Here is a 15882-nt window from a genome sequence, read left to right as displayed (position 1 = left end):
TGTTTAATAAGTTCTCTTTTTCGATTACGATTAATTATAACCTGGATTCTGTACAAGATTGGAATTCGCGATAATGTCTGAAGCTGGAAGCGGAAACAACGTTCTATACCCTGCAACTGCCTGACCAGCAAGCACACCACCTTTAAAAGGCCAGAGGTAATTATCGCCTGTAAATTTGCCGTAACGGATTAGATCCGAACGTCTAAATCCTTCCCAGTATAGTTCTTTCACACGCTCATTGAGAACATCATCCAAAGAAAGATTTGTTAAGTTTCCGCTGTTGTTGCCGTAGGCGCGTACACGCAGTTTATTGACGTAGTCCAATGCTTTTGCCAGATTGCCGCCAGAACCGCCCCGCAAGGTAGCTTCAGCGTAAATCAAATTCATTTCTGCCAAACGAATCAACGGAAAGTCTACAGAAGCAACGAACCCTTCAGCCGCCGGAGGAGCAGTCTTACCGTCCTTATTCACGTTGCGGAATTTAGTAACTGCCAATCCCTGCTTGTAAACAGCGATATCTTCAATTTTAACACTTGCATTTAAGTGAAACATTGCCCGTTTGTCTGTGGCCCCGGAATAATCACCAAAAATCGTTGCTATATTATCGCGGGTCCTATTTCCTGCCCAACCGCCACCGGGTACACCGAAAGATGTTGGATCCATTGTTGCATCGATCGCCGCATTGATCAGGTAAGTTGTACCGCCCTTGCTCTGTGTTTTGGTTCCATCGTAAGGCAGATAGAAAATAAATTCCGGATTGTTCACATCATTATCTGCATAGAAAAGCTCCCTGTAATTTGTCCCCAGGCTATAGCCCGAGTTCAATACCTTTTCCGAATACGTAATGGCTTCACTATATTTTTTATTTCCAGCACCTAGATAGACTTCAGCATTGAGGTATAATCTGGCCAGAAGTCCCCATGCCGCGACTTGGTCCACACGACCATATACATTCTGTCTGGCCCCTTTTAGCTGACCTGCAACCTCCAACAACTCTTTCTCTACATAAGCGAAAAGCTCGGGTCTTTTAATCTGCGGTGGCGATATTTTGCCTACAGGAGTTTCCTCGGTTACGAAAGGTGGATTTCCAAACAAATCAAGCAGTACCCAATAGTTATAAGCACGTAAGAATCTTGCTTCCGCACGATAATAGGCTATTTCTGTTTTATCTGCATCAGAAATACCACGCTCAGCCAATTTGGCATCCGTACTTTCTCTTAAAAATTCATTGACAAGAGTGGCACTATAGACACAACGAGTGTAAAGGCCCCGCAGCATAGGGTTGCTGTCGTCAAAATCCAGGTAATCAAGCCCACTAATTCCCGAGTCATTGAGCCATGCACATGCAGCCTCATCTGTAGTAAGTTCCTGCGCATTCCAAAAAAGGCGCAAAAAATCAGACGTACCTGCATCCAAGCCCCCTAGGTCAGAGTTATTCGGCCCCGATGTACTGGTTAAGGTCAATGAACCATATAATCTTGCAAAGGACGAGGTGTAGCCTTTAAAATCCTTATAAGCTACATCCGCGGTTACATCGTTTGTCGGTTTTAAATCCAAATCCTTATGGCAGCTGCTCAAAGCCATGGCCAGCAAGCAAACACCTATATATTTATTTAATCTTTTCATTGTTATTTCATTTAAAAATTCACATTTACACCCAAAACATAGGTCCGCGGCCGAGGATAAAAACGGTCGTCTATACCATTGGATATCTCCGGGTCAACGCCTTTATACTTACTGATTGTAAATACATTTTGGACGGTTGCAGAAATTGACATGGAAGCCTTACTATTCCGGAGAAACTTCCCTAGATTGTAGCTTAGGTTGATATTATCCATCTTCAGGAATGAAGCGTTCTTGATATAGTAGTCACTTCTAAGCTGTTTGAGCAAGAAATTGGTATTGAAAAAATCTACAGGAGCATTGTTGATGACCAAAACTGCTTGATCATTGATATTCGCACCGCTGCCCAGGTTAGAGGAAACGTTATCGTAGACGTAGTTACCCAGATTGGCACGCAACACTGTCGTTGCCGACCATTTCTTGTAGCTATAGGCAGCTGTGAAACCCAAAAGATATTTAGGTAAAGGTGATTTGTACAAATAACGGTCGTTATCGCTGATCACTCCATCTCCATTACGGTCCACATAGACACCTTCAACAGGATGCCCCTGGCTATCGTACACTTGCTGGAATACATTGAAACTATTTGGCATGAAATTAACCTTATGTGCCTGAATATTTCCACCTGTACCACCACGGATTCCGCCTGTCTCCACAATAAAGTTTGGATCATCACTCTGCGTCAGATTGGTTACTTTACTTTTATTGTAGGTCAGGTTAAAGCCTATATCCAAGGTCGAATTATCCGTTTTCAGCGGAACAAGGTGTACATTAAACTCCAGCCCCTGGTTTTCCATGTTACCGACATTAGTCAATAGGAAGTTGCTAAAGTTAGAGCCTACAGGAACAGGAATCGTACTGAGCAGGTCTTTGGTCTTTTTCGAATAATAATCCACACTACCATAGACGCGATTGTTGCTAAAACCAAAATCAACGCCGGCATTGTAGGTTGTCGTGTTTTCCCAGCGGATATCCTTATCGTAGGCGACAGGGGAATTTAAATAATAGTACTCATCACCAAAACGGTACATGGACTCGTTGCCACTGATAGTATAATTAGGTAAATAAGAATAGTTGGCTATACCATCTTGCTGCCCGGTTTTTCCATAACTTAAACGAAGTTTCAGCTCCGATACTGCCGCAATTTCTTTTAAAAATCCTTCATTTTTCGCCCGCCAGGTAAAACCCACTGAAGGAAAATATCCCCAGCGATTATCAGGGCTAAAGCGGGAAGAACCATCTGCCCGTAATGTTCCCGATACCACATAGCGATTGTCGTAAGTATAAATTAGACGTCCATAATAGGAGATCAATAAATTTTCGGGTTTATCAAAAGCTCTCGTTGGTTCATTGAGTATTTTATCCCCTTCGGCATTTGTACGGTTAAAGTTGTAGACTTTACTGCTATTTTTATAATAGCCGTAACCTAACGTCGCATCAATATTGCTTTTGATTGCAGGCAATTCCTTGTCATACTTGAGGTAGAACTCAAGGGTTTTATTATTGATATCAGTTTTATACTGCGTTCTTTCACCGCCCTCATTGAAGTTGCGGGCAGCTATCGCAGGGGTGAATGTATTCCCCTTTGAGCGGGCCAAATCATAACCTACATTTAGGTTAGCATGCAGTTCCGGAAGAAAATGAAAACTATAGTCCACTTTCGCATTTCCAATACTTCTAAATACATCGCCATTGTCTTTCCGCAGATCCAACAAAGCCAGTGGGTTTCGTGGCGCATTTGGATTAGGTTTACCACCTTGGATCCACTCATAATACCCACCAAAACTATTTTTATCTTCGACAAAGACCGGTTGTGTCGGATCAAATTGAATCGCTGTTCCGATCGCGTCTTGCGTTGCAAATTTGGATTTCGACCAGGTACCGCGCACATTCACATCCAGCGAAAGGTGATTGTCCAGAAATTTCGGTGTCAAGGCCAATGCCGCAGTAGTCCGTTTTAAGTTATCATTTTTCAGCACCCCGTCCTGATTCATATAACCTGCAGAAATACGGTAAGGCATATTTCCGGCTCTGGAAGCAATGTTAACATTATTGTCCGTTGTAAATGCATTGCCATAGATCACATCCTGCCAATCGGTGTTTGCAGTTCCCAGCAGTTTTTTCATCGCATCACTACCATTGGTATTGACATAATCGCGGATTTGATCTGCACTGAGCAACTTAACTTTATTGGCTACCGTCGCCAGCGAGTTCTGTGTAGAGAAGTTGATTTGGGTTCCTGAACGGCTCCCTTTTTTTGTCGTGATCAAGATGACACCATTCGATGCGCGCGAACCGTAAATTGCCGTTGCATTGGCATCTTTCAGGATGGTGAATGTTTCAATATCATTCGGGTTAATTAAACTTAATGGGTTCGCTACGCCTGATACAGAGCCACCAGCCAAGGGAATTCCATCTACGACGATCAATGGATCGTTACTGGCATTCAATGAAGCCCCTGTACGGATACGGATTGTGCTTCCTGCACCCGGCTGCCCTCCACTGGTTGTGATCTGCACACCTGGAACTTTGCCCATAATGAGCTGCTCGGGTGAAGAGATCTGTCCTTTTTGAAAATCCTTGGAACTCACCGTACTGATCGACCCGGTAAGATCACTTTTCTTTTGCGTACCATAACCGATCACAACGACTTCCTCCAATGCGCTTGTATTGGATTTGAGGTATAGATTTAACGGATTGAGGCCATCTTTCACCTGAATTAACGTATCCAAGCTAGCGTATCCGACCATACTTACTTTCAGCCGTAATTTCCCCGTTTGTAGTCTATCCAGGCTAAAATCCCCATTCGCCTTGGTAGACAGTGATTTTTGAAGCTCCTCGAAGCGCAGTGTAGCACCCACCAAAGAACTTCCATTCTGGTCCATTACCCGCCCTTGAAGCGTAGCCTGTTGGGCAAATGCCGAAGCACTTACACCGAGTAGCATGTTCAGAGCCCAAAATGGACGTAGTAGCTGTTTGTTCATAAAATAACTGTTTATTTATTTAGTTTTGTTTTGCTTATCAATTGGTACTGTCCCGGCAAAAGGTTCAGTTTCGACTGATTGGACCAGTTGAGCTCATTCCCCGTAAAATTATCCACCCAAATCCCCTGTAATGCCTGTGGCAAGGTAAATTCTGCACTTTCTACCCCAAAATTCCCAAGTACCCCTACTTGTTGTCCATCCTTTTCCAGTACAAAATATTTAATCGCTTCTTTCATTGCCGAGGCAACAATTTTCCCATCTTGAAAAATGCTATTTTTGGTTTTGAAACGGGTGAGTTTGGCATACGTATTAAAGAGTCTTTTGCGATCATCTTGCTGCAGATAAGTCCACAAAAGCGGTTTTTCCCCTGTCCGTCCATTTTCATCGATAGACACATCATAGCCATATTCGCCAAACTGCCAGATCATCTTAGGTCCGGGCGAAGCCAATAAAAACACGGCGGCCTGTTCCATACGTTTTAATGCCGTACTGAGGTTCTTGATGTTATAGCTACCTGATGAATTACCGTAATTCAGGCATTTGAACAGCAACCGCTGTTCGTCATGGCTTTCCATATAAGACACAAACGAAGGTTGTGTCATGCCGTGGCCCGAAGGAAATAATCTGCCTAAATCCGAGCCGTTGTTGGCATTCCAGCCCATCGCAGCCTCATTGAAGACCGCATTCATGTTGTTCCATAGCAACATCCCCGATTGCGCAAGTTCGGCCTCTTCCTGATCTCCACCAAGATGTTCGAGAATAATATAACACGAGGGATCGATGCTGCGAATATGCTGCTGGTATTGCTTCAAGATAGCCACACGTGACGCATCGTAAGCATTCCATACACTTAAATCACTTTCTGAGGTACCCGAATTTTTCTGTGTAAACCCTTTAGACAAGTCAAATCGAAACCCATCAATCTTGTATTCCTGCATCCAATAGGTCAAAACATCCTTGACAAAAGTCTGCGTATAACTACTTTCATGGTTAAAGTCGAAGCCAACATTGAACGGATGCTTGGCAACCGTATTGAACCAAGGGCTATTGCCAGCGACGTTGCCCTGCTCAAAATAAAGCTGCACTAGCGGGGATTGACCAAAAGCATGATTAAAAACAACATCCAAAATCACTGCAATACCATTTTCATGACAAGCATCAACGTATGCTTTCAAGTCGTTTTTTAAGCCATAATATTTATCCAAAGCGCGGTGGAAAGAGGGATTATATCCCCAGGTCGAATTCCCTTCCGATTCCTGTACAGGCATTAGCTCGACCGCATTTACACCCAGCCTTTTTAAATAAGGCAAAGAGTCTTTCAATGTGGTATATTGATGTTGTTTGACAAAATCACGGACCAAGAGTTCGTAAATAACTAAATCACCTTGAGCTGGTTTATTAAATAGCGTGGTTTTCCATGAGTAGGACTTGGCTGGGAGATCCAATACGCTAACTACTCCGTGTGCCGCAGCGGGATAAGCGGGTACAGCAGCCTCGGCCAGTCCGAGTGCCGCGTCGTTTTGCGGATCAAGAATCAGCTCAGCATAGGGGTCGGCGATATTCAGTTGACCGTCCACCAAAAACTGATAAGTCTGTTTTTTAGAGAAATCCAGATTCGATACGGTAACCCACCAGGTTTTTCCATCCGGTGTCTGGCTCATCGCATAGGCTGGTAACGCTTTATAGTTATTAAAATCGCCCAAGACATACACACTCGTTTTTAATGGCGCTGTGAGCGCAAAGCTGACCTCTCCTTTTTCCCTGTTTATGGTTGTTCCGTTTGCATTGATGCCTATCGGGAGTGCAGCGATGGCAGGTTTTGATTGCACAAATAACTGTGCTTTACTGAAATATATTTTGCCCCCGGCCTCAAGACGTGCTTCAAGCTCATGCAGGCCATTGCTCTGTAGGCTGAGCGATTTTTCTAATGACAGTCCAGCAGAAGATTCAGCAAGCAATAAACCATTGTCCCAGATACTGATTTTTCCGGACTGCGTTGCCTGTACTTTTAGCTTCAGATTATCTCCAACGGTGTACATCTGCTCCAGGGTAATTGGATCTGTGGGTTGCAGCGTAGGCGAAACAAAACGAATGGCCTGTGTATTGCTCGTTACAAGAGGAAGAAATAGATCTGAATTATTTTTGTTTCGTTGGACCAGCGACCCATCACCATTGCGGACTAAAAGTGCCATCTGACCAAATTCTCCACCATTAGTCAGGTTAAAAAATTTGGCGGGGGTAAATGTGAATGAATATAAACCAGCAGAAACAAATTTAAGTTTATAAGCATTGTCATTCTTTGACCAATCTGTTGCTAGATGTTGCCAGCTGCCCCCATTGACAGGAATCAATCCGGCGTGTAGGTACAGGTCGGTAGTGCTACTTTTTAAAGCCGCATTTCCTTTCGAAAGATCAAATTGCAACGTAATTTCCTGATCCCAATAGATAAATGGGGCGGAAAGATTGAGTAAACCAGATCCCTGCTGTTCAACAACAGGAGGTTGCTCGACATCCACGATATCTTTTTTATTTGCACATGATGATAATAGGACAATCACCCAGAGATACCCTATTAAACGAGAGATATGCTTCCCCATCGATAATTAGCTTTACTTGGAATCTGAAATTGGGAACGTTCCCGAAATCAAGGTAAAAAGAAATCGCTTGTGGCGATTTGCTGGATTTCCCTATCCAATATTTTATACAAATTGATTATTTAAATACTTTCGGGAATGTTCCCGAAAGTAATCAAAGCTAAATAATGGGATTACAAAAAACAAATATTTTTTTTCTTATTTCAGGCTAGATTTTTGGAAAATAAGCTGGGAATCAAGATAAACCGAATTAGCAAACTTACTATTTTCGGGGTCTTCCATCTTATCCAATAGGTATTTTGTTACTAATTGCCCCATTTCATAGGCTGGTTGTTTCACTACGCTCAGTGCCGGGTCAATCAGATCGGCGATATCCAGACAAGAAAAACAAATGATTTTAAGATCTTCAGGAATACGAATTGCGAGTTGCTTGGCGACTCGTATACTCGAAATAGCAAGGCGCTCTACCGAGGCAAATATGGCATCGGGTTTCTCCTGCTCGATCAAGTCGGCAATATCTTTCATATTTTGATCGGCATCATTGACCGTATCCAAAATAAGCGCTGGTCTGATCGGAATCCCCACTTCCTGCAGCGCCTTTTCGTAGCCATCTTTACGCACCTTACCGATAGAGACATTCGGATTAATCGCGAGGTAAGCGATCCGTTTACAGGCATTATCGATCAAGTGTTTGGTTGCCAGGTAAGCCGAATCAAAGTCATTGCCCGTAATATAGCCCCCCTTCCAATCGTCGTATGCACGGTCAAAAAACATGACTGGAATGCCGCGCTCTGCTAAAAGTTGTAAATGCGAATGGTCTTTCCCCTCACCCGAAGCCGAAATGATAACGCCATCCACCCGTCCATTGGCCAGTGAACGTACGATTGAGGCTTCATTTTGCACCTGATGATCCGTCACATAAATCAAGGTATGATAGCCCTTAGAGCGCGCCACAGCCTCAATTCCTTTGATGGCTTGCGAGAAAAATTTATTACCAAATTCGGGAATAATAATCGCAATGGTCAGACTTTTATTTGCCTTTAGACTACTAGCATAAACATTAGGCGAAAAACCGATTTCTTCGGCCATAGCCAGAATCCGAGCTTTTGTCGCTGGATTAATGTCCACGTTATCCCGAAATGCACGGGAAACGGTCGATTTTGACAAGCCAAGTTTTTTGGCCAGATCTACTATTGTTAATTGCGACATATCAAGATTCCCTTTGCTGTTCGAATGTAATAATTGTTGGATACAAATAAAGCAATTATCTATCCAGAATAGCAAATTTTCTTTTTGTCCTTTTTGTTTTAAATCAGCGGGCCATGTTTTTTTTATCTCCCGATAAGAAAAGCGATCGAGTGATCAAATCGTGTAAATGATCATTCCAATATGCTTGCTTTCATCCACTTTCCGTTAACAGAAAAACTTGTTTTATATGGCCTTTTGTGTCTACAGCGCTAATGCTGTCTTCGGGTTGTATTCGTATTGTGTTCGTACCACCTTCGGATGTGGAGAATCTTGCTACGGCTATTGATCGAAAGTTGAACAAGTAATTCCTGTTCAGGGTCTGTTCGGAATCTGTTCAGGAACTGTACAATATCTGTATCGCATCCGAATAAGGTACGAAGCAGGTACGAATCTTTCCTCACTATTTGATCAAAAAATTGTGAGCGGGTGCTTAACAGGCTTAGCGTATTTTGCTAAGCCTGTTTACAATTAATCGCCCATTTTCTTTCCTAGAACTTTCTAAAATCCCATTCCCCGCGATAAGGGCGACTGCGCATGAGATTAGCATAGTCATTGTCGAACTGTTCTTTTTGTGGATTCCATTTTAAATCCTTTTGAAGTTCATACGCAATATTGATGGCATTGCACACTGAGCTCGTCCGGTGACCTATTTCAACATCACAGATAGGCTTACTTCTTTTTTTAATTGCATCAACCCAGTCCTGATAGTGATTATCACTATAATACAAACGACGATCAGAAGAGGTCAGTTTAAGATTGGCTAAATTTTCTGGATTTGAGCGGATAAATTCCCGACTTACTTCAATCTTACCTTTTTCACCGATAAATTGGATCGCATTATGTACTCCCCATTGCACATGGTTTACCCGAACGCCATTAGCATAGCTAAAAGAGAGCCCGCTATTGCTATTGGCTTCCTTCGGTGGATTAAACTGAACAGGGCCCGATTCATCCATGCCCAGGGCCCATTGCACGATGTCAAACATATGTGCTCCCCAATCCGTGATGTAACCACCGCCAAAATCACGGTAACCACGCCACCAGGCCCACTTATCGTCCTCCAAAGGTGGACTTAATATCGGATTGTAACCCCGATATGGTGAAGGTCCTACCCACATATCCCAATCGAGATAATCGGGAGCTGGCATAGAGGGAAGGTCACATTGTTTGACAGGCTCGCCCACAGAAACATTGATTTCCTTTATTTTGCCGATATAACCATTGATAACCAGTTCTGCTGCCTGTCTAAAATTATAGGAAGAACGCTGCATGCTGCCCGTCTGAAATACACGTTTATATTTTCGGGTTGCATCGACCATTGCACGGCCTTCGGCAATGGTCAATGCAAGGGGTTTCTCACAATAAATATCTTTGCCAGCTTTAGCCGCATCGACCGCAATCTGTGCGTGCCAATGATCTGGTGTTGCAATGACAACAGCATCAATATCTTTTCGATCCAATAGTTCCCGATAATGGTGATAGGCCTTGATCTCGGTCTGTACTTTTGACAATTCCGTTTGTTTTTTCGTTGTCGCAGCAATAAATGCTGCTAACTTATTACGGTCTACGTCACAGGCAGCCAGACTTGCAATTTCCTTGCAGCGATTAAGGCCATTCATCAAGGTATAGGATTGTTTCCCAACACCAATAAAACCGAGATTAATCCGGTCACTTGGTGCCAGAAATCCATTTCCACCCAATACAGCGCGGGGGACGATTGTAAATGCCAAGGATGATACAATTCCTTTTGCAATAAATTCTCTTCTTTTCATTCTTAATTTATAATTTATTTTCTGCGCGTACTTAGAGGCATTTATTTAATCCCTGACGGCAAAATGGTTTATGTATCGATAATTTGTTCGGGTTTTCTTAAAGATAGTTTATTCTTGAATCGGAACCAAAGTGATCGAAGCAATCTCAGGCAAAGTATCGCCTTCGATGGCTGTAGCCTGCAAAATCACCTTCGTACTGGGCTCACCAATTACTTGCTGGGATACCTCAATGGTCCCCATAGCCACTTCCTTAAATTTAGTTTCTTTTTCAGCTACGAATGTCCATGGGAGCTGCTGTCCGAGCATCGAGAGCACAATTTTTCCATGCTGCTTGCTATTCGCTAAATAATTGACGAGCACACGATACTTACCCGGTTTTTGAATTTTGATATCCCAAAAAACTTTATCCGCAAGGTCTTTCCACTGACCTATGGCATTCGGGCGATTTGGATCATGGGTATGCGCGCCAATAATTTTTAATCCCTTTCCTTCCTGTAATTTTGCATTATTTGCGTTCATCACGATACGTCCATCTGCCTGTGTCTGGGTCAGGCTTTCCTCAACAATTGGTTTTCCCTGGATTTCGACCACAATAACCTTCGGTCCTTTCTTACTGTCTAAGATATCGACAGGAATTGTTGGTCTTCCGTTTTCTAAATTGGATTTTAACCTAATTTTAGGTGAAGCTAGGGCGTAGACAGCCGTCACTTTATTTTTGATGGGCAGATTTATTTTTCCATCGGCCGGACGATCAAAAACATGCAGATACAGCTTCCCATTTTTTTGGGTACAATACCCCCAATCCAAGGCTTGAAAAGGGCTCGCGGTGGTACCGTAAATAGATTCGCCATTGACCTTCATCCATTCCCCGATTTGCTCCATAATCCGCACCGCGGGTTCAGGAATAGCTCCATCTCCATCGGGCCCGACATTTAACAAGAAATTACCCCCTTTACTCACCGTTTCCACAAATAATTGCATGATCTTGGGAAAGCTTTTCCAATTTTGATCATGAGCACTATAGCCATAACTTTCATTCATGGTATGGCTTACCTCCCAGTACATACCTGGCAAACCTGTCGGTGGAATATATTTCTCTGGCGTTCCGATATCACCATTCTTATTTTCGAGTCCATTCCAGAATCGATTATTGATAATGATATTCGGTTGCCATTTGATCAGATCTGTCAAAATATGTTTGGTTCCCCATGCTTCGCCCTCGTGCTGTTTGCTACTAAAATCTGGCCACAACATGTCTAGCCGCCCGTAATTTTGTGCAAGTTCTTTAATTTGGCCATAGAGATAGGCTTTATAGCGTTCATGATCTGGCTGGTGATTATCCACATTCGGATTCAACTGAAAGGCTTCATAAGAATCGGGATGTTGCCAATCCAGAAGCGAATAATAAGCGCCTACTTTCATTCCCTCCTGACGGAAAGCATCCATAATTTCGTGGTAAAGATCCCGACCTTTTGGCGATAAATTTGCCGTACCCGTTACCTCATTTTTCAGCGCGTAGGGTTGCTGGCTATTAAATAAGCTAAAGCCTTCGTGGTGGCGGGAGGTCAATACCATATACTTCATTCCAGTTTTTTTAGCGAGCTGCGCCCAGGACTTCGGATCGAAAGAGCGTAATGTAAATTTAGGTTTCAAGACCTCTGCGTATTTCTGGCTGGGAATCTTTCCCCAGGTCTGAATCCATTCAGCATAATGCTGTGGATATTGTTTTCCTTCAAAAGAACCTCCGGCAGCACTGTAAAGCCCCCAGTGGATAAAGAGTCCAAATCGGGCTTCCTTAAACCATTCCATCCGTTTATCTTGTGTCTCCTGCCAGCCAGCCACTCCTTCATAAGGTGGCGACTTGGTCTGTGAAATAGCTGCATTGGTCATACACAGCAACATTCCCACTGCTGCTGCACATTTCCACTTAAAAAAATTGATTTTCATCATGATATAGATTTATACATAAAAGTTCATTGGCAATAATGATTAAACACAGGTCATCAGAAACCCAGTTTGTTTATTTCCTCCTGCATGACATCATAAGACTTTAGTGCATCTTCCAATGGAATGCCCTTGGCTAATCCGGGTCGTTTATGGCCTGTAAAAGTCAGCCAAGCGTCTTTCATGATCGTCTGCCTTTTTAAAACAAGCGCATATAACTGGCGGAGTTTGGGTTTATCGCGCAAATTGTCTTCCCAGGTGCTTTCAATTGAAAAGTCCGGCATCAGATGCTTAACAATTTCCCTAGCCATGAGCCAGTGGCCCAAATCGCCGGGATGAACACCATCTGCCGCTAGCCTAAATTGAGTATCTTTCTCGATACCGGACTCCAAATATCGACGCATGGGAAAATGGAGGTCAATGATTTCCCAGGATTGTTTTTGACCATAATTAATCAGCCATTCGGCATAGCGATCCAATACCTTATTATATCCATTGAGCCGGAGTTTCAAATCATCTTGAACGGGAGGAGTCATCCATATGATACGTTTGACCCCCTGATTTGCAAGTCTTTTTTGCAGGCGTATAATTCCATTTTTGTAGGCTTCAAAGCGCGTGGAATCAAAAGGCAGATAGATTCCGTCGTTCATGCCATAACAGACGAAAACCACCTCAGGTTTGATTTTATCAAGCACATTGTCCAGTCGATCAAATAGACAGGGGCGTGGAAATTTTCCCTCAGCATGATTCGGCTCACTAAGTCCAGATACGGTCTCACTTGGTAGCCCCGAGTTAATAAATTGAGGTTTCTTTTTCGGATGACTGCTCAGGAATAAACTTTCGGTCATGGCGACATATTGCCCTGCATAGGTAATGCTATTTCCTAAAAAAAGAACCTTCTTTCCTTCATTCCAAGGAAACTGATTGTCCTGTTTTTGTCCAACAGCTTGCACATACCATAAGCTTAAGCAGAAGAGGAGCGACAAAACGCGCATTTTTTTTGTAGTTAATAATAGATTCAACATCGTTATAATTGATTCGGCCAATATTCGAATTAGCCTAGTTTTATTTTGAGTGCATACCCCAAGCTGCTATTTTGCATGTTTTTGGGTAACTTCAACTGCAATCCATAGTCATCTTGCTGGAAATGGACCTGACCAAACCCTAAGATTTCCACTGATTTCACTTTAGCTTTATTTTGGTTCAGGGTCCGTACATTCACAATTCCATTCAGCGGCAACACGAGAGCCATGGCGTATATAAAACCATTCTTTTGGGTAAACCAAAAATCAGAAGCCGTAAAAGATGCCCTAAATCCCTCTCTCTCCCGTTGCTCGGTATCCGTTATCCGAATAACTGTAGGTCCCTCATGCGCAGTGATCCATGGGGATGTCCCATAAATCGCTTCACCATTGAGTTGCAACCATTTCCCTAATATAGCAAGATTATTTTTTACCGGCGCAGCTATATTCCCCTGTGCATCGGGTCCAATATTGAGCATATAATTGCCACCTTTACTGACAATCTCCAAAAGCCAATAGCGCAATTCGTCTACATTTTTCCAATCATGATCGTAGGATTTATAGCCCCAGGAATGATTGAATGTCCCGATAGCTTCCCAAGGTTGGTTAAAATGTTCCGAAGGATCTGGAATCCGATTATCTCCCGGAATGGCATAATCGCCCATACCATTGCCAATGCGTTCGGAGACAATAACATGTGGATTGCAATCATAAACTGTTTTATAAAACCGAAAACTTTGTTCCGCAGTCATCAGTCCCGGCATATCAAACCAGATATATTTCAGCTGTTTGAATCGCGTCAAAATTTCCTTTACCTGGGGAATTGCTTTTTCGTTGAGATACGAAGGAAAAGAATTTTCACTGGGATCCCAAAGATTGGCACCGAAAGCGTCAGTTTTGGTATAGGCAAGATCATGCTGTGCCTTCGTTACCGTATATTGTGCGTCGCTACCATCCCTCCAATCGATATTCTGTGAATAATAGACGCCAAAATCGAGTTTATGCCGAAGACAGGCATCATAAAGTTCCTGAATGATATCGCGTTTAAAGGGCGTAGCCTGTATGCTATTGAATGAACTGACCTTTGAATCATATAACGCAAATCCATCATGATGCTTACTCGTCACAACAAGATATTTCATTCCTGCATCCTTGGCCATTTTAACAATGTTATCGGCATCAAAAGATTCTGGCGAAAATTGGTCTGCTAATTTGGCATAGGTGGACCGCGGAATTTTTGCGACCAATTGAATCCATTCGGCGACACTAGGACTTCCTAGATCTTCTATTTTCTGTCCGTTCCATATACCCGCAGGGATTGCATACAGCCCCCAATGGATAAATAGGCCAAATTTTTGTTGTTGAAAATCTGTGAGTGCCTGTGCCTTCTGTCTATTCATATCCTGCCATTCCTTCATCAGCTGCGCAAGTCGATGTCTTCGCTTGTTCCAGCGCGTTAAGGCTTCTAAATAATAATAGTCTGCATACACCAAAGGCACATCAATTTCTCCTTTATGTGGAATACTACCCACACTATGTTTTAAGATAAACAGACCATTTCCTCCAACTTCACTTGCGTACTTTGGCGAGCCTAATGATCGCAAAATCTTTTCAGCCAGATCCAAATAATCCTGCTCTTGTCCCGGCTCCATATATTCAACCAGTTCCAAAAGTGCCGATGCCGTGACAGCAGCAGCGGATGCATCACGCGGAATAGTGCTAAAATCTTCTTTTCGGTAGTCCCAGTTTGGAATAAATCCCGCTTGATCGACATCAAAGTCCCACAAGGGAACCCCATCTTCAGGCAAACGCGGATGCCGTGCATAAAAGTCCGCCATGTTTAGTGCAGCCTGTAAAAACTTAGGATCCTTCGTTTCTCGGTACATCACAACAAATCCATACAATCCCCAAGCTTGCCCTCTAGCCCAAGCGGAATTGTCCGAAAAACCCTGTGCAGTCTCCCTGCTCAATACAGCACCTGTATTGGGGTCATAGGTAACCACGTGATAAGAACTGTAATCTGGTCGGTATTGATTTTTTAACGTCGTTTCTGCATGTCGAATAGCGGCATTCCGATAGACAGAATCACCTGATAATTTGGAAGCCAAAAAAAGAAGCTCCAAATTCATCATATTGTCGATAATGACAGGGAATTCATATTTATGCTTACTGTCCCAAGAAGAAAATGTATCCCAAGACTTGATCGCTCCAACCTTTGCATTGAAACGTGTCAATAAAGATTTGGCACTCTGGATCAAGATAGATTTGAATGCTGTATCACCAGTCAATCGATAAGCATTGCCATAACTGCAGTTCATGACAAAACCAATATCATGGTGATGTGTATTAAATTGATTTTGACGTAAGGAATTCGTCCATTTTAATGCCGCATCACGCCATTGATCATCCCCCGTATACTCAAAAACATACCAAAGACAGCCCGGCCAAAAGCCACCAGTCCAATCTCGGATATCGGTAAACGTTGTTTTTCCACTGGGATCTGCAGATCGCGGATACTTTGTCAGATCCTTATGATTTTTATACAACAAGGAATATTGCTTTTCGGCAAGACCGAACCCTCTTTTTAGAAAATCTGTTGTATCTGCACGTAGGCAATAAGGATAAAAAAAAGTTAAAAAATAAATAAAATATAGGTTATATCTAAAAAAAATCATGTTTAGGTTTATTTTATACC

Annotated in this window: 8 protein-coding genes; all 8 read right to left on the bottom strand. The window is 42.9% G+C overall.

Annotated elements, in window-relative coordinates; translation table 11 throughout:
- Positions 1-30: 30 nt before the first annotated feature.
- Entirely contained in the window at positions 31-1626 is a 1596-nt protein-coding gene (locus tag AB1Z56_RS00980; protein ID WP_309364930.1) for a RagB/SusD family nutrient uptake outer membrane protein, read from the bottom strand.
- Positions 1627-1637: 11 nt separating this feature from the next.
- On the bottom strand, positions 1638-4607 hold the full coding sequence (locus tag AB1Z56_RS00975) for a SusC/RagA family TonB-linked outer membrane protein (protein ID WP_426790824.1): 2970 nt from the start codon (positions 4605-4607) through the stop codon (positions 1638-1640).
- Between the two features lie 11 nt (positions 4608-4618).
- The gene (locus AB1Z56_RS00970) at positions 4619-7204 is read right to left on the bottom strand and encodes an alpha-amylase family glycosyl hydrolase (RefSeq protein ID WP_426790823.1); all 2586 of its coding nucleotides are present in this window, start codon (positions 7202-7204) and stop codon (positions 4619-4621) included.
- Positions 7205-7399: 195 nt separating this feature from the next.
- Positions 7400-8410 (bottom strand): LacI family DNA-binding transcriptional regulator, encoded by a 1011-nt coding sequence (locus tag AB1Z56_RS00965; protein WP_336833372.1) that lies wholly within the window; start codon positions 8408-8410, stop codon positions 7400-7402.
- 527 nt (positions 8411-8937) lie between these two features.
- Positions 8938-10221, bottom strand: coding sequence for a Gfo/Idh/MocA family protein (locus AB1Z56_RS00960; RefSeq protein ID WP_426790822.1), 1284 nt, complete (start codon positions 10219-10221; stop codon positions 8938-8940).
- Positions 10222-10329: 108 nt separating this feature from the next.
- Positions 10330-12171, bottom strand: coding sequence for an alpha-L-fucosidase (locus tag AB1Z56_RS00955; protein ID WP_426790821.1), 1842 nt, complete (start codon positions 12169-12171; stop codon positions 10330-10332).
- Between the two features lie 53 nt (positions 12172-12224).
- On the bottom strand, positions 12225-13190 hold the full coding sequence (locus AB1Z56_RS00950; RefSeq protein ID WP_426790820.1) for an SGNH/GDSL hydrolase family protein: 966 nt from the start codon (positions 13188-13190) through the stop codon (positions 12225-12227).
- A gap of 29 nt (positions 13191-13219) precedes the next feature.
- Positions 13220-15862: an alpha-L-fucosidase gene (locus tag AB1Z56_RS00945; protein WP_426790819.1), complete on the bottom strand. Its 2643-nt coding sequence runs from the start codon at positions 15860-15862 to the stop codon at positions 13220-13222.
- Positions 15863-15882 lie beyond the last annotated feature (20 nt).

Source organism: Sphingobacterium sp. WOUb80 (assembly GCF_050058145.1).
GTDB lineage: Bacteria > Bacteroidota > Bacteroidia > Sphingobacteriales > Sphingobacteriaceae > Sphingobacterium.
Note: the sequence above shows the minus strand (reverse complement) of the source record. Positions and strands in the feature narration are given on the sequence as shown.